The following is a 16,248-nucleotide window of genomic DNA, read 5'->3' as shown; positions in this document are numbered from 1 at the left end:
GCGCAACCTGATGGGAAGGGCTGTAGAACACGTGCAATGCCCTGGGCTTAGTCACCCAGGGCATTTTTGTTGCGGTGTCACGCCACAAACTGCTCCGCGTAATGGCAAGCCACCTGGCGGTTATCCAACGGCCGCAACTGCGGCTCCTCGGTGCTGCAGCGGGCGGTCGCGTACGGGCAGCGCTTGTGGAACGCGCAGCCAGGCGGTGGGTTCAGTGGGTTGGGCAACTCGCCGACAATCTTGATCTTCGGCTTGTTCGGGTCCGGGTGGATGGTCGGGGTCGCCGACAGCAGCGCCTGGGTGTACGGGTGCAGGGGACGCGCGTAGATGTCCTCCTTGGGGCCCACTTCCACCGGGCGACCGAGGTACATCACCATCACATCATCGGCAACGTGCTGGACCACCGCCAGGTTGTGGGAAATGAACACGTAGGCCGTGTTGAACTCCTGCTGCAGGTCCATGAACAGGTTGAGCACCTGGGCCTGGATCGACACGTCCAGTGCCGAGGTTGGCTCATCCGCCACCAGCACTTTGGGTTGCAGCATCATGGCGCGGGCCAGGGCGATGCGCTGGCGCTGACCACCGGAGAACATGTGCGGGTAGCGCTGATAATGCTCGGGGCGCAGGCCCACTTGCTTCATCATCGCCTGCACTTTCTCGCGGCGTTCGGCGGCGGAGAGGTTGGTGTTGATCAACAGCGGCTCGCCGAGTTGATCACCGACTTTCTGGCGTGGGTTGAGCGAGGCGTACGGGCTCTGGAACACCATCTGCACGTCTTTGCGCAGTTGCTTGCGCTGGGCCTTGTCGGCGCCGGCAACTTCCTGGCCGGCGATTTTCAAGGAACCGGAAGACGGCTCTTCAATCAAGGTGAGCGCACGGGCCAGGGTGGATTTGCCGCAACCCGACTCGCCTACGACGGCGAGGGTCTTGCCGGCTTCCAACTCAAAGGACACGCCATTGAGGGCACGCACCGTGGCGTGGCCCTTGAACAAGCCACGGGACACTTCGTAGTGACGGGTCAGGTCGCGGGCGGTAAGAACGACGGCCATTACGCCACCTCCTGGTTCAAGGGGTAGAAGCAGCGCGCGAGGCTGTTGGTTTTCGGGTCAAGGCCGGGGCGCTGGGTACGGCAGTTTTCCTGCACGTACGGGCAGCGCGGCGACAACAGGCAACCCTGCGGACGGTCATAACGACCGGGCACGATACCCGGCAGCGTGGCCAGGCGCGTGGCGCCCAGGCTGTGCTCGGGAATCGCCTTGAGCAAGGCTTCGCTGTACGGGTGCGCCGGAATGTCGAACAGTTGCGGCACCTGGCCGACTTCCACGGCTTGGCCGGCGTACATCACACACACGCGCTGGGCGGTTTCGGCCACGACCGCGAGGTCGTGGGTAATCAGCACCAGGCCCATGTTCTGCTCTTTCTGCAGGGCCAGCAGCAGGTCCATGATCTGCGCTTGAATCGTTACGTCCAGCGCGGTGGTCGGTTCGTCGGCAATCAGTAGCTTTGGCTCGCCGGCAATCGCCATGGCGATTGCCACACGCTGGCTCATGCCGCCGGACAGTTGGTGCGGGTAGGCATCCATACGGCTGGCAGCGCCCGGAATTTCAACCTTTTCCAACAGCTCGATGGCCCGCTTGCGCGCTTGCTTGCCGGACATTTTCAGGTGCAGGCGCAGCACTTCTTCAATCTGGAAACCCACGGTGTAGCTGGGGTTCAGCGCGGTCATCGGGTCCTGGAACACCATCGCCAGGTCTTTGCCGACGATCTGGCGGCGCTGGCGGCTGCTCAACTTGAGCATGTCCTTGCCGTCGAAGTTCAGGGCATCGGCGGTGACGATGCCCGGGTGCTCGATCAGGCCCATCAGCGCCATCATGGTCACGGATTTACCCGAGCCCGACTCGCCAACGATTGCCAGTACTTCGCCTTTGTCGACGGAAATGTCGAGGCCATCGACCACCGGCACGGCGGTCTTGTCGCCGAAGCGGACATTGAGATTCTTGATTTCTAACAGTGACATGGGAATCTCCTCAGGCGGCGTTCTTGAGTTTCGGGTCCAGCGCGTCGCGCAGGCCGTCACCCATCAAGTTGATTGCCAGCACGCTGAGCAAAATGGTCAAACCAGGCAGGCTCACCACCCACCAGGCGCGTTCGATGTAGTCACGGGCCGACGCCAGCATGGTGCCCCACTCAGGGGTTGGCGGTTGTACGCCAAGGCCCAGGAAGCCCAGGGCCGCAGCATCGAGGATCGCCGAGGAGAAGCTCAGGGTGGCCTGGACGATCAGCGGCGCCATGCAGTTGGGCAGGACGGTGATGAACATCAGGCGTGGCAGGCCGGCGCCGGCGAGGCGGGCGGCAGTCACATAGTCGCGGTTCAGTTCGCCCATCACCGCCGCGCGGGTCAGGCGGACGTAGGACGGCAGCGATACGATGGCGATCGCAATCACGGTGTTGATCAGGCCAGGGCCGAGGATCGCGACAATGGCGACAGCCAGCAGCAGCGACGGCAGGGCCAGCATGATGTCCATCAGGCGCATGATGGTCGGGCCGAGCAAGCGCGGGAAGAACCCGGCGAAAAGACCCAGCAGGATCCCCGGGATCAGCGACATCACCACCGACGACAAACCGATCAGCAAGGACAGGCGCGAGCCCTGGATCAGGCGCGACAGCAAGTCACGGCCCAGTTCATCGGTGCCGAGCAGGAACTGCATCTGCCCGCCTTCCAGCCAAGCCGGCGGGGTCAGCAGGAAGTCGCGGTATTGTTCGCTCGGGTTATGCGGTGCAACCCACGGGGCAAAGATCGCGCAGAACACGATCAGCAACATGAACAGCAGGCCGGCAACCGCGCCTTTGTTCTTGGAGAAGGCTTGCCAGAATTCTTTGTACGGGGACGGGTACAGCAGGCTTTGATCGACTGCTGACACTTGAGTAGGTGTGGTCATGGTCATGATCTCAGCGCTGGTGACGGATGCGTGGGTTGGCGAAGCCGTAGAGGATATCCACCACGAAGTTCACCAGGATCACCAGGCAGGCGATCAGCAGGATGCCGTTCTGCACCACCGGGTAGTCCCGCGCGCCAATGGCTTCGATCAGCCATTTGCCGATGCCGGGCCAGGAGAAGATGGTTTCGGTCAAAACCGCACCGGCCAGCAGGGTGCCGACTTGCAGGCCGACCACGGTCAGTACCGGGATCAGCGCGTTACGCAGGCCGTGCACGAACACCACGCGCGCCGGCGACAGGCCCTTGGCCTTGGCGGTGCGGATGTAGTCTTCACGCAGGACTTCGAGCATCGACGAACGGGTCATCCGCGCGATCACCGCCAGCGGGATGGTGCCGAGCACGATGGCCGGCAGGATCAGGTGGTGCAGGGCGTCGAAGAATGCGTCCGGCTCGTCAGCCAGCAGGGTGTCGATCAGCATGAAGCCGGTGCGTGGCTCGATGTCGTAGAGCAGGTCGATACGCCCGGAAACCGGGGTCCAGCCCAGGCTTACCGAGAAGAACATGATCAGGATAAGGCCCCACCAGAAGATCGGCATCGAATATCCCGCCAGGGAGATGCCCATCACCCCATGGTCGAACAGGGATCCTCGCTTCAAGGCCGCGATCACCCCGGCCAACAGGCCCAGGATACCGGCGAACAGCAGGGCGGCCATGGACAGTTCCAGGGTCGCCGGGAAGAGTGCGGTGAATTCGGTCCACACGCTGGTGCGAGTACGCAGCGATTCGCCAAGGTCGCCCTGGGCTAATTTGCCGACGTAATCCAGGTATTGCGCATACAACGGCTTGTTAAGGCCAAGGCGTTCCATTGCCTGTGCGTGCATCTCGGGGTCGACGCGCCGCTCGCCCATCATGACTTCGACGGGGTCGCCAGGGATCATGCGAATCAACGCAAACGTGAGCAACGTTATGCCGAAAAACGTGGGGATCAGTAACCCCAGTCGGCGGGCAATAAAGCTAAACATCTTGTCGTGTACCTCAATCAGCCGGTTAGGCAGGTTCGGCACCGTCAGTGTCGACGGTGCCGAGCGTTTTTCTTATTTACTTCACCTGGGTAGTGGCGAAGTTATTGTTCGTCAGAGGGCTTTGGGTATAACCCTCGACGTTCTTGCGCATGGCGGTGAACATTTTCGGGTAAGCCATGGGGATCCATGGTTGGTCCTTGTCGAAAACGTCCATGGCTTGTTCATAGAGTGCAGCGCGTTGTGCGGGTTCAGCGACAGCGCGCGCCTTGTCGATCAAGTCTTGAAACTCTTTGTTACACCAGCGCGCGTAGTTTTCGCCGTTTTTCGCTGCATCGCAACTCAGGTTCGGCGTGAGGAAGTTATCCGGGTCGCCGTTATCCCCCGCCCATCCGGCGGACACCATGTCGTGTTCACCGTTTTTAGCACGCTTGAGCATTTCGCCCCATTCCATGACTTTGATATTCACCTTCAGGCCAATCTGCGCCAGATCCGCCTGCATGCGCTGGGCGCCGAGCATCGGGTTAGGGTTGGTCGGGCCGCCGCCGTTACGGGTGAACAGGGTGAACTCGGTGCCTTCCGGCACACCGGCTTCCTTGAGCAGGGCGCGGGCCTTGTCGAGGTCGCGCGGTGGGTTTTTCAGCTTGTCGTTGAAGCCCAGCAGCGTGGGGGGAAACGGGCCGGTGGCATCGACAGCGTTGCCTTTGCCGTACAGCGATTCGTTGTAGCCTTTTTTGTCGAACGCGATGTTGATCGCATGACGCACCCGCGCGTCGCTCATGTACTTGTGGGTGGTGTTCAGCGCGGTGTAGGCGGTGGTCATCGCTGCCAGTTCATCGACCTTCAGGTTCGGGTCTTTCTTGATGCTGGGCAGGTCATCGGGTTTGGGATATAGCGCGACCTGGCATTCGTTGGCCTTGAGCTTCTGCAGGCGAACGTTGTTGTCGACCGCAATGGCCAGGATCAACGGATCGGCGGGCGGCTTGCCACGGAAGTACTCCGGGTTGGCCTTGAAGCGTACCTGGGCATCTTTCTGGTAGCGGATGAAGATGAACGGGCCGGTACCGATCGGCTTACTATTGAGCTCATCGGTCTTACCGGCGGCGAGCAGTTTGTCGGCGTATTCAGCGGAGTGGATGGCGGTAAACGGCATCGCGACATCGGCCAGGAACGGTGCTTCAGGGCGCGTCAGGGTGAAGACCACCGTGTGGTCATCAGTCTTCTCGACACTTTTGAGCAGTTCCTTGAAGCCCATGCTTTCGAAATAAGGGAAACCCGTGGCGGATTTGTTATGCCAAGGGTGTTTCGGGTCCAACTGGCGCTGGAAGCTCCAGAGCACGTCATCGGCATTCAAGTTGCGCGTGGGTTTGAAGTAGTCGGTGGTGTGGAACTTGACGTCATCGCGCAGGTGGAACGTATAGGTCAGGCCGTCGTCACTGATTTCCCAGGTCTTGGCGAGCGCGGGAACGACTTCAGTGGTGCCTGGCTTGAAGTCCACCAAACGGTTGAACATGGTTTCAGCAGCGGCGTCAGCGGTCACGGCCGTGGTGTACAGGACCGGGTCGAAACCTTCCGGGCTGGCTTCGGTGCAGACCACCAGTGGTTTGGCCGAAACACTGATCGCCACGCTCAACAACGCGGCTGCCATGGCGGCTTGTAGCGGGAGCATTTTCATTCAGAGCCCTCTGCAATCGATGGGACCAGACAAGCGTAGACGGCGGGCTCGTCCTGAGCCCGCCGTCTACCTGGCGCTAATTAAAGAATGTTGAACGGAATGGTGGTGACCAGACGGAACTCTTTGATGCTGCCGTCGGATTGGAACTCGCTGCCACGGTGCTCAACGTAGGTTGCGCGTACGGTGGTAGCCTTGAGAGCGCCGCTCTGGATGGCGTAAGAGGCGCCTACACCGTATTCCTGGTGTTTTTCGCCGTCTTGTTTCTGGATGCCGTCGTAGGCGAACTTGGCCCGACCACCGTTGCCGGTGTAATGGGTGCCGTCGATGTCCCAGCCGCGCGCCGAGTAGGCGTTGAACTTCAGGCCTGGCACGCCGTATTCGGCCATGTTGATGCCGTAGGCGATCTGGAAGGACTTCTCGTTCGGACCGTTGAAGTCAGAGGTCAGGGAGTTGGCCAGGTAGATGCCGTTGGTTTCGTGCAGGTAGTCGAAGTACTCGTTACCGTTCACTTGCTGGTAGGAGAAGGTCAGGCTATGAGCCTGGTGGGCCAGGCCCAGGGACAGGGAGTAGGTATCGTTGTCGATTTCCCCCATCTCTTTTTTGCCTTCATCGACCGTCTTGTAGTAGTTGAAACCAGTGGTCAGCGCCAGTTGCTGTGCATCACCCAGCTCGTGGGTTGCGCCGAAGTAGTACTGGTTCCAGAAGTCCTTCACGTTAGCGCCGAAGACGCTGACTTTCAGGCTTTTCAGCGGCTGGTAGTTCAGGCCCAGGGTGGACACCTTATCGGTCTCCGCGCCATTGCCGTATTCGGTACGGAATTTCGACAGGCTCTGTTCGGTACGTGGCGAAACGCGGTCAAACACGCCGCCTTGGAACGACAGGTTGCTGAACTCTTCGCTGTTGAAGCTCACACCCTCGAAACTCGATGGCAGTGCACGGTTGCCGATGGTGTCGACGATGCCGCTGCTGAAGTTCTGACGACCGGCGGTCAAGGTGGTGTTCGATACGCGGAACTGCACGTTGGCCAGGCCCAGTTTGCTCCACTGGCCTACTGCATCACCGTCGGAGTCCGCCAGGGTACGGTTGGAACCACCCTTGATGTCACGCTTGCTACGGTCCAGGACCAGCGCGTTGTAGACCGCCAGTTCAGTCTTGACGCCTACGGTGCCTTGGGTGAAGCCCGAGCTGCCGTTGATGATGGTGCCCTGTACCCAGTTGGTACGGTTACGGTCGGTACGGGTTACACCGTGCTTCTGGTATTCGAAGGTGCCGCCACGGTATTTGCTTTCGTGGGAGTACCAGTTACGCGTGGTGCCGCCCAGGCTGAAATCTTCGATAAAGCCTTTGGCTTCGCTTTGAGCGCTGGTGCCGGCCAATGTGGTGGGGACGAAGTCCTGGCTGGCGGATTCAGCGTAGGCGGTGGCCGTGATGCTGCTGATGGCCAGGGCCAGAAGCGCTTTGCTGCTCAGTTTCATTGATGAAGCTCCTTTGGTTCTCTTTTTAATGCCGGTCTTTTTTGGTGATCCGGCTATTGGGTGTGTAACTCGTTCAAGCCTTTGCAAACGTTTGGCGTAGGAAAAATCCCAACAAAAGGCCGCGCGTTTGCAGCAAGGCGGGGCTCGCCTTGCACAATCCGGTTATTTTCTTATGGGGTGATACTGACGCCCGAGAACACGTTCCGGCCGAAGGGGCTTACTTTGAAACCTTCGACTTTGGCGCTTAACGGCTGGTTGACCGTCGAGTGGGCGACTGGCGTGATCGGCACCTGCTGCTTGAGCAGTTGCTGCGCCTGTTTGTACAGAACAGTCCTTTGTTCGCGGTCGGTCACGACCTTGGCTTGCTTGATCAGCTTGTCGTACGCCGGGTCACACCACATGGAGTAGTTGTTCCCGCCGATGGCGTCGCAGCTGTAGAGGGTGCCCAGCCAGTTGTCCGGGTCACCGTTGTCACCAGTCCAGCCGATCAGGCTTACATCGTGCTCACCGTTCTTGGTGCGCTTGATGTACTCGCCCCATTCGTAGCTGACGATCTTGACCTTGAGGCCGATCTTGGCCCAGTCGCTTTGCAGCATCTCGGCCATCAGCTTGGCGTTGGGGTTGTACGGCCGTTGTACCGGCATCGCCCACAGGGTGATCTCGGTACCTTCCTTCACGCCTGCGGCCTTGAGCAGTTCCTTGGCTTTTTCCGGGTTGTAGGCGGCGTCCTTGATGCTGTCGTCGTAGGACCACTGCGTCGGCGGCATGGCGTTGACCGCCAGTTGCCCCGCACCCTGGTACACGGCGTTCAGGATGCTCTGCTTGTTCACTGCCATGTCCAACGCCTGGCGCACTTCGAGCTGGTCGAAAGGTTTGTGGCGCACGTTGTAGGCGATGTAGCCGAGGTTGAAACCCGGTTTGGTCAGCAGTTGCAGGTTCGGGTCGGCCTTGAGGGCATCGACGTCAGCCGGGCGCGGATGCAGGGTCACCTGGCATTCGCCGGCCTTGAGCTTTTGCACCCGCACCGATGCGTCGGTGTTGATGGCGAAGATCAACTGGTCCAGCTTGACCTTGCTCGGGTCCCAGTACTGTTTGTTGGCCACGTAACGGATCTGCGAATCTTTCTGATACCGCTGGAACACGTAGGGGCCCGTGCCGATCGGCTTCTGATTGATGTCGCTGGGCTTGCCGGTCTTGAGCAATTGCTCGGCATATTCGGCCGAGAGGATCGCGGCGAAGCTCATGGCGATGTTCTGGATAAACGCGGCGTCCACCGTGTTCAGGGTGATCACCACGGTGTGCGGGTCGGTTTTCGCAACCTTGGCAATGTTCTTGTTCAGGCTCATCCCGTTGAAGTACGGAAATTCGGTGGGGTAGGCCTTGCGGAACGGGTGGTCGGGGTCAAGCATGCGGTTGAAGGTGAACAGCACGTCGTCGGCGTTGAAGTCGCGCGTCGGCTTGAATTCCTTGTTGCTGTGGAATTTCACCCCTTCACGCAGGTGAAAGGTGTAGGTCAGTCCGTCTGGCGAAATATCCCACTTGGTTGCCAGCGCAGGTACGACACCCGTCTCGCCCTTTTCAAACTCAACCAGGCGGTTGTACAGCGGCTCGGCCGCATCGTTATCGGTGGCGGTGGTGTATTGCGCGGTGTCAAAGCCTGCCGGGCTGCCTTCCGAGCAGAACACCAGGCTCTGCTTGTCGGCGGCATGGCCCATCGTGGCCGCAGCCAACAGGCTGGTGCCAAAAATTGCGGATAGAACGGTGGTATGGCGCATGACGATCCCGATCCTTGTTTGTAATTGTCATCAGCGAGCAATCACCCCGGCGTGCCAGGGCGACATCACTGATCCCACACGCAGCAAGTGCCTATCCATGTAAGGAGCTTCTGCTGTCCTACGACGTTATGGGTCGTGGACCTGGCAGTAAATGCACCAAATTGGATTGACCTTGTAGGCAACGGAGACACACATCGCAGTTCATTGCTGTAGGACGCAACGATTTCGAGCGTGGTCTGTTTCCTACGGTCTAGGCGGATGCAATAACGGCGACGTTATGAAACGTCGCCGTCATGGCTTCTTACTTGCCGCTTACGCTCACGCCGTAGAAGGAGTTCAAGCCAAACGGGCTGATCTTGAAGTCCTGCACGGTGTTGCGCATGGGTTGATACACCGTCGAGTGCGCGATAGGTGTCATCGGGACTGCATCTTTGAGGATATGTTGCGCCTGCTTGTACAGCTCGGTGCGTTTGGCGACATCCGATGTAGCCTTGGCTTCTTTCACGATGCCGTCGAATTTCTTGTCGCACCATTTGGAGAAGTTGTTACCGGACAGCGAGTCGCAGCCGAACAGCACGTTCAGCCAGTTGTCCGGGTCACCATTGTCACCGCTCCAGCCAATGATCATGGCCTGGTTCTCGCCACCTTTGGAGCGCTTGATGTACTCGCCCCACTCGTAGCTGGTGATCTTCACGTTGAGACCGATCTTCTTCCAGTCGTTTTGCAGCATTTCTGCCATCAGCTTGGCGTTCGGGTTGTACGGACGCTGAACCGGCATGGCCCACAGAACGATTTCAGTACCTTCCTTGACGCCGGCTTCCTTGAGCAGCGACTTGGCTTTCTCAGGGTCGTACTTGGCGTCCTTGATGGTGGTGTCATACGACCATTGGGTCGGCGGCATGGCGTTGACAGCCAGTTGGCCGGCGCCCTGGTACACGGAGTCGATGATCTGCTGTTTGTTCACCGACATGTCCAGCGCCTGGCGTACGCGCAGGTCAGCCAATGGGTTTGGCTGGTCGCTGCCCTTGACCTTGTCCATGACGTTGTAGGCGATATAGCCCAGGTTGAAACCGGCCTGGTTCGGCAGTTTCAGGTCCTTGTCCGCTTCCAGCGCCTTGAGGTCGGCCGGACGTGGGAACAGGGTGATCTGGCATTCGTTTTTCTTCAGCTTCTGGATACGCACCGACGGGTCGGTGGTGATGGCGAAGATCAGGTTGTCGATCTTCACGTCTTCAGGTTTCCAGTAATCCTTGTTGCCGGTGTAACGGATGTTCGAGTCTTTCTGGTAGCTCTTGAACACGAACGGGCCAGTGCCAACCGGCTTCTGGTTGATGTCCGCAGCCTTGCCTTCTTTCAACAGTTGGGCGGCATATTCAGCCGACTGGATCGAAGCGAAGCTCATCGCCAGGTTCTGGATGAAGGCGGCGTCCACGGTGCCAAGGGTGAACTTGACGGTGTGTTCATCGACCTTCTCGATGTTCTTGATGTTGGTGTCCATCCCCATGTCCGTGAAGTACGGGAACTCGGTGGGGTAGGCTTTGCGGAACGGATCGTCCTTGTTGATCATGCGGTTGAACGTGAACAGCACGTCATCGGCATTGAAGGTACGGGTCGGCTTGAAGTACGCGGTGGTGTGGAACTTGACGCCATCACGCAGGTGGAAGGTGTAGGTCAAGCCATCCGGGGACACGTCCCAGCTGGTGGCCAACCCAGGAATCACAGCGGTGCCGCCGCGTTCGAACTGGGTCAGGCGGTTGAACATGGTTTCGGCCGAGGCATCGAAGTCTGTTCCGGTGGTGTACTGGCCTGGGTCGAAACCGGCCGGGCTCCCTTCGGAGCAGAACACCAGGTTAGTCGCCGCTTGGGCGAAAGGAGCTGCGGCCATAAGGCCAGCGCTAACAATTAACGGAATGACTGCGTGTTTAAGCATGTTGGCCTCATGATTTGTTGTCATTTTTGGTGGTGAGGGCGACCTCGTGAGTCGGCCTGCGGATACTTATGCAGGCGCCATACCCATTGCAAGATGCTGAACCGTTGTGAGGGTGAAACAGTGGTACGAACGTACAGGAATGTCGCAATTATGAAAGTTTGTACATATTTGCGCATATTTTGAGGGTTTTTTCGGTGCAGTGGGCGCACCAAAAATGACCAACCGAGGCGTCTAGCGCACTCGGTTGGGGCGCCGCTGTTACTTATCTAGACTCACGCCATAGAACGGCGTCAGGCCAAAGGGGCTGATCTTGAAGTCCTGCACTTCCTTGCGCAGCGGTTGGAAAACCGTCGAGTTCGCAATAGGCGTTATAGGTACTTGTTCCTTAAGGATTTTTTGTGCCTGTTGATACCACTTGATGCGCTGCTCGCGGTCATTGCTGACCTTGGCTTGCTGTACCAGCTTGTCGTAGGCTGGGTTACACCATTTGGCGTAGTTGCTGCCCTTGACCGCAGCACAACTGTAGAGCACGCCCAGCCAGTTATCCGGGTCGCCATTGTCACCGGTCCAGCCATAAATCATCGCGTCGTGCTCGCCGTTTTTGGCCCGCTTGATGTATTCGCCCCATTCATAGCTGACGATATTGGCCTTGATGCCAATCTTTTCCCAATCCTGCTGGATCATTTGTGCGGACATGCGCGCGTTGGGGTTGGAGGCGCGTTGCACGGTCATTGCCCACAGGTTGATGGTGGTACCTGGTGCAACCCCTGCTTCTTTTAGTAGCGCCTTGGCCTTCACCGGATCGTGAGGTGCGTCCTTGATGTTGGGGTCATAAGACCACTGCGCAGGTGGCAGCGCGTTCTGCGCCAATTGCCCGGCGCTCTGGTACACGGCCTTGATAATTGCCGGCTTGTCGATGGCCATGTCCAAGGCCTGGCGCACCTTGAGTTGATCCAGCGGCGGGTGGGTCACGTTGTAGGCCAGAAACCCCAGGTTGAAACCGGCTTGCTGCAGTACGCGCAAGTTCGGGTCCTGCTTCATCACTTCTATATCCGCAGGGCGCGGGTAACCGCTGACCTGGCATTCGCCGGCCTTGAGCTTTTGCAGGCGCGACGCGGCGTCCGGGGTGATGGCGAACACCAGGTTGTCGAGTTTCACATCCTCGGGCTTCCAGTACTGTTTGTTGGCCACGTAGCGGATCTGCGAGTCCTTCTGGTAGCGCTTGAACACAAAAGGCCCGGTGCCGACCGGTTTCTGGTTGATCTCTTCGGCCTTGCCTTGCTTGAGCAGTTGCGCGGCGTACTCGGCGGACTGCACCGAGGCGAAGCTCATGGCCAGGTTCTGCACAAACGACGCATCGACGTTATTCAGGTTGAAGCGCACGGTGTGTTCGTCGAGTTTGTCGACGCTCTTGATCGTGGTGTTCAAGCCCATGTCGGTGAAGTACGGCGACTCGGAGGGATAGGCCTTGCGGAATGGGCTTTGCGCATCCAGCAGGCGATTGAAGGTAAACAGCACGTCATCCGCGTTGAAGTCGCGGGTAGGGGTGAAGAAATCGGTGGTGTGAAACTTGACGCCATCGCGCAGGTGGAAGGTGTAGGTCAGGCCGTCTTTGGAGATGTCCCAGCTCGTCGCCAAGCCCGGTTCCACTTCGGTGCCGCCGCGTTTGAACTGCGTGAGGCGGTTGAACACGGTTTCGGCGGAGGCATCAAAATCGGTGCCGCTGGTGTACTGGCTGGGGTCGAAACCGGCGGGGCTGGCTTCGGAGCAGTAGACCAGGGTGCTGGCGGCCTGGGCCATCGGCATGAAGGCCAGCAGGCCTGCGGCGAGGAGGAGCGGTTTTAAGGCGATTCTTTCCATGGAGACCCCTGAGGTGGCAGGTAAATGCTGCCCGAACGAAAAACGGCGGTAACCGAGGTTACCGCCGTTCAGGGAGAGCTCATAGAGGGGGCGTTTTTATCCGCCCGGCTTAGGTGTTATTTCTACACGTATAGGCGCTGACTTATCCATGACATACCCGTCACTGTCTATTTCATTGCTAGGGCGGAAAGTGACGCTCCTCGACGATTTTGTATGCAGGTCAGTAATGGGCTCAATGTCTCGAGTATTTTCGTTGATTCGGAATAGGTCGAAGTCGGTTTTACCCGTGACGGTTGTTATTTCCTTGGCCGGATCATAGTCGACGACGTAGTGTTGATTCCCCCCTCTGATATAAATTTCGTCTTTAAATCGTGATGTCCTGAATTCCTCCGGGATTGGGCCAAATATCCATTGGTTGGCTACTTCAGACACCCGTGCCCTTAGTGCCGGGTCAGGCATGAACCTTTCTAAGGCTTCGATATTTTTCTGTTTGATCGCCTTGATTTCTTCTTCCGAGGCTAAAGCGCCCTTTTTGGTGCGTTGGAGAGCCCTTAAGTCTGCGCCGACGTCGATCTCCAACGTGCTGCCATCAGGCTTTTGTATCGTAAGCCTGCTTCGATTGAGATCGCTTATGAATTGTCCGCTGTAGTCGTTTGCACCAAAGCCCGCCGTGTCGGCCTTTGGTGGCAGTGTGGCCGTGGCAGGGTTCTCCTCGGCTTCCCAGGAAATCTGCGGAATGATTTCGCCTTCATCGTTCAGGTTTACGCCATAACTGTAAGGCTGGCTTTCATCCAGGTTGAAGTATTTATCCAACGTCTCGGCACCCTTCATTTTCGAACCACTTAGTTCAAGAAATTCGTCCGAGATTTGCGGTGGTGCAGTTGGCTTGGTACTGGGCGATGGTGAAGATGCACGTGTCCACCAGCCGCCACCGTCTCCAGGGGCGCGGGTCCACTCGCCATCGCGCCCGGGAGTTACAACCCCTATTCCTCTGCCGTTATTGGGATCAATGATTTTGGCCCAACGGTTACCCGATCTGTACTGGCCCGATATTTCAAATATCTTGCTTTTCCCTGTTTCATCGGTACAGCGTATAAATTGGCGCCATGCGCCTGCGTTATCTGTCATTCGATAAACGCCTTGTGCATCACGGGTGGCGTGCTCTATCAATGCCTCACCATCGGGGACGGCGTATCGCGCCATCGGTATGAGTGACGGTGACCTTGGCAAGGGCGGCTGTGCCGGCTCATTGATAGTGCGTCCACCGCGGGAAGGTCCCGGTTGCGGCTCATCGATTTGAGGGCGTTCGGGTTGGACAGGTCGCTCCAGCGGCGTCAGCTCTTCCTCTGGCGTGATAGCAAATGGATCTTCGGGGCGGGCGCCGGCTCCAACCGAAAACAATGCGTTCAGTAAGCCATCGAACGCCTTGGACGCGCCGTCCTTGCGTTCAGCCTCGGTGTCGCCGGACGACGCTTTTTCTTCGCCTAGGACCATCTCGGTCACACTGGTGATGAAGGCTACTACGGCGACCGGCGCAGCGATGGGGGCGAGCTTCACCAATAGGCTTGCGGCTACCGTAATGTCGTTCAGCCAAGTGTCGCGGATCACTTCGCTGTTGGACTTGATCACCGTATCCGCATCGCTGCTCATGCGTTCTTTGGTGGCAGTTGCCAGCGTGTTGAAAACATCTCCCTCGATTTTCGAAGCGCCGTCCTTGATCCCTGGGCTTTGGAGTTCTCCCTTGGCCATTTTATCAAAATAGGTGTTCAGGCCCTCTGTCTTGTCACCCACATGGGTGAACCACAGTATGGGCATCAGTGCTTTTCCCACCTTTGCCGCAAATCCGGCCTCCTGATCCTGTCGGTAAATCAGCGGAAAGTGAGACAGCAGCGCTTCGCGCTTTCTTGGGTTTTTGGTCTGTTCGATGACCCATTGATCCAGTTTTTCCAGCGAATCAAACCTCAGGAAGACAGGCTCGGCGCCTGGCATTGAGAGCACTTGCCGTCCGTCCGGTGCGCTGAACCGCACCATGTCGTTGGATGTAAAACCATGGATGTTGAAGGCATGTGTCTCAACGATGCCTTTTAAAGGAGCCTTGGCCTTGAGTTGCTCGACGCTAAGTGGCGCATTTTCATCCACTGGCAGATTGGACACTGCGCCCATCACCAAGCGGTAGTCTTCGTGGGTGAATTTATGCTCAGGAGCCAGCAGTGCCCGCTCGGCGGGGGACTTAGCCTCATACGCCTTGAACTGCTTGCGGGCCTGGTAGACGAACTCGCCTTTGATCGCAGTCTCGTAACTCTCTGCATGGGTGACCCAGAATTTGTCGATTTTCTGGGTCATCTGCGCCTGGAAGTTGGTCTTCCAGCTAGTGTGCATGAGTGTGGAAGGCGCGAGGGGAAACTGGTTATGGGCGCCGTATCCACCCTTTGTGCCCTGGCCGGGGCCGTCCAAGTACAGGCCAGCTTCCAGGTCCAGGTTGCCGGGAATCCCATCGTGTTCATTGAAGTTTTTCAGCAGGGCGTCCGGCAGACGCAAGGAGGAGAACGGTTCTTCATTGCGGTGCTCCCAGCCGGTGACGGTCGCGGTGTCATTGCTAAGAGGGGTGTTGGCGCCCTTGAAGCGGTTCAAGTAGATCGTGTCAGCATCGACCTGCTTGCCGGTCAGTTCGAAGATAAGCTTTTCCGCCCATTTCTTGGCCTCTGCCCGTGTATTGGGCAGGTCGTCGGCGACGTCGACCGCCAAGCGCTTGAACTCCAAGGCCTGCGGGGCGGTGCTGTAGAACCGGGCGGCATTCTGCTTTTGCGCCTCCAGGGCGTGCGTTGAACGGCTACCGGCCTTTCGCAGGCGATCGTCTGTCGGGATAGGGTCGAACGCCTTCTGGTGTTCCAGATGCTTGATTTGCTCACTGGCCTGAGAGCGCCTGGAAGGCAGCGGTATGCCCTGGAAATTTGCTACTACCTTTGCGCTGACCTGATTGAAACCATCGCGAAATCGCACGCGCAAAGGACCTTTGTCTTCCGGGGCTATCACTTTGGCAGCGGCCAGCAGGGGACCTGAAACCTGCCCCCAGCCCGATGTGTCCGAGAGGGAAAATGTTTTCATTTCTCCGCCTACCTCGGCGGACAAGGTGCCCTTGAATGGATCAACATAAACCGGAGTGGCCTGGTTGATTTTTTGATCACTCATCCAGCGTTGCATGACCGGGTGTTCTATGTGGTCCCGATACAATTCAAGCCACTTCCCCAAGGTACTCTGGGGTGGAACTTTTATAACGCCTGCGTCGTTGTGCAGCACTTTGCGTTGTACGGCATCAATGTAGGCCGTTAACAGCTCTGCCTCATGGGGGGAGGTTGTTGCGTTGGGCTCAAATTTTGGCGCCTGCGTAGCGGAAGTATCGGTAGCCCGTTTCAACCGGGTCGATAAATCGCCGGGAGGTTGCGGCAAGTGAGAAGCAGCGTAGTGGGGAGAGATAGACATGGTTTCGATACTCGTGAGGTAAACAAGGGTTCACGCAGCACTCCCTGTAACTGCGACCCTGTTTGTGTATCGAAAACTGGAGAATTGATTCCAATG

General features: G+C 58.2%; 10 protein-coding genes. All 10 read right to left on the bottom strand.

From position 1 onward, the window contains the following. Positions 1 to 77: 77 nt before the first annotated feature. The gene (locus AC0IYN_RS06130) at positions 78 to 1,049 is read right to left on the bottom strand and encodes a peptide ABC transporter ATP-binding protein (protein ID WP_078046854.1); all 972 of its coding nucleotides are present in this window, start codon (positions 1,047 to 1,049) and stop codon (positions 78 to 80) included. After that, positions 1,049 to 2,017 carry an ABC transporter ATP-binding protein gene (locus tag AC0IYN_RS06125; protein WP_406596916.1) on the bottom strand — a complete coding sequence of 323 codons (969 nt, stop codon included), beginning with the start codon at positions 2,015 to 2,017 and terminating at the stop codon, positions 1,049 to 1,051. The genes AC0IYN_RS06130 and AC0IYN_RS06125 overlap by 1 nt, the downstream gene beginning before the upstream one ends. A gap of 10 nt (positions 2,018 to 2,027) precedes the next feature. Continuing rightward, on the bottom strand, positions 2,028 to 2,939 hold the full coding sequence (locus AC0IYN_RS06120; protein ID WP_003188486.1) for an ABC transporter permease subunit: 912 nt from the start codon (positions 2,937 to 2,939) through the stop codon (positions 2,028 to 2,030). Positions 2,940 to 2,949: 10 nt separating this feature from the next. Next, entirely contained in the window at positions 2,950 to 3,960 is a 1,011-nt protein-coding gene (locus tag AC0IYN_RS06115; protein ID WP_017739471.1) for an ABC transporter permease subunit, read from the bottom strand. A gap of 76 nt (positions 3,961 to 4,036) precedes the next feature. Then, positions 4,037 to 5,632, bottom strand: a complete 1,596-nt coding sequence (locus AC0IYN_RS06110; protein ID WP_406596917.1) for an ABC transporter substrate-binding protein — start codon at positions 5,630 to 5,632, stop codon at positions 4,037 to 4,039. A gap of 80 nt (positions 5,633 to 5,712) precedes the next feature. Next, positions 5,713 to 7,107, bottom strand: a complete 1,395-nt coding sequence (locus AC0IYN_RS06105; protein WP_406596918.1) for an OprD family outer membrane porin — start codon at positions 7,105 to 7,107, stop codon at positions 5,713 to 5,715. 170 nt (positions 7,108 to 7,277) lie between these two features. Beyond that, complete coding sequence (locus AC0IYN_RS06100) at positions 7,278 to 8,882, bottom strand: ABC transporter substrate-binding protein (protein ID WP_457239582.1); 1,605 nt, start codon at positions 8,880 to 8,882, stop codon at positions 7,278 to 7,280. 301 nt (positions 8,883 to 9,183) lie between these two features. Then, positions 9,184 to 10,812, bottom strand: coding sequence for an ABC transporter substrate-binding protein (locus AC0IYN_RS06095; RefSeq protein ID WP_457267284.1), 1,629 nt, complete (start codon positions 10,810 to 10,812; stop codon positions 9,184 to 9,186). A gap of 258 nt (positions 10,813 to 11,070) precedes the next feature. After that, the gene (locus AC0IYN_RS06090; protein WP_406596921.1) at positions 11,071 to 12,672 is read right to left on the bottom strand and encodes an ABC transporter substrate-binding protein; all 1,602 of its coding nucleotides are present in this window, start codon (positions 12,670 to 12,672) and stop codon (positions 11,071 to 11,073) included. 96 nt (positions 12,673 to 12,768) lie between these two features. Further along, positions 12,769 to 16,152, bottom strand: a complete 3,384-nt coding sequence (locus AC0IYN_RS06085) for a dermonecrotic toxin domain-containing protein (protein ID WP_471840801.1) — start codon at positions 16,150 to 16,152, stop codon at positions 12,769 to 12,771. Positions 16,153 to 16,248 lie beyond the last annotated feature (96 nt).

It is taken from the genome of Pseudomonas sp. AC112 (assembly GCF_979253545.1).
This window is presented reverse-complemented; position numbering and strand designations above follow the sequence as displayed.

What these genes read in the sequence shown, in the direction of transcription:
- AC0IYN_RS06130 (WP_078046854.1), bottom strand. Translation starts at nt 1,049, where the DNA reads ATGGCCGTCGTTCTTACCGCCCGCGACCTGACCCGTCACTACGAAGTG.
- AC0IYN_RS06125 (WP_406596916.1), bottom strand. Translation starts at nt 2,017, where the DNA reads ATGTCACTGTTAGAAATCAAGAATCTCAATGTCCGCTTCGGCGACAAG.
- AC0IYN_RS06120 (WP_003188486.1), bottom strand. Translation starts at nt 2,939, where the DNA reads ATGACCACACCTACTCAAGTGTCAGCAGTCGATCAAAGCCTGCTGTAC.
- AC0IYN_RS06115 (WP_017739471.1), bottom strand. Translation starts at nt 3,960, where the DNA reads ATGTTTAGCTTTATTGCCCGCCGACTGGGGTTACTGATCCCCACGTTT.
- AC0IYN_RS06110 (WP_406596917.1), bottom strand. Translation starts at nt 5,632, where the DNA reads ATGAAAATGCTCCCGCTACAAGCCGCCATGGCAGCCGCGTTGTTGAGC.
- AC0IYN_RS06105 (WP_406596918.1), bottom strand. Translation starts at nt 7,107, where the DNA reads ATGAAACTGAGCAGCAAAGCGCTTCTGGCCCTGGCCATCAGCAGCATC.
- AC0IYN_RS06100 (WP_457239582.1), bottom strand. Translation starts at nt 8,882, where the DNA reads ATGCGCCATACCACCGTTCTATCCGCAATTTTTGGCACCAGCCTGTTG.
- AC0IYN_RS06095 (WP_457267284.1), bottom strand. Translation starts at nt 10,812, where the DNA reads ATGCTTAAACACGCAGTCATTCCGTTAATTGTTAGCGCTGGCCTTATG.
- AC0IYN_RS06090 (WP_406596921.1), bottom strand. Translation starts at nt 12,672, where the DNA reads ATGGAAAGAATCGCCTTAAAACCGCTCCTCCTCGCCGCAGGCCTGCTG.
- AC0IYN_RS06085 (WP_471840801.1), bottom strand. Translation starts at nt 16,152, where the DNA reads ATGTCTATCTCTCCCCACTACGCTGCTTCTCACTTGCCGCAACCTCCC.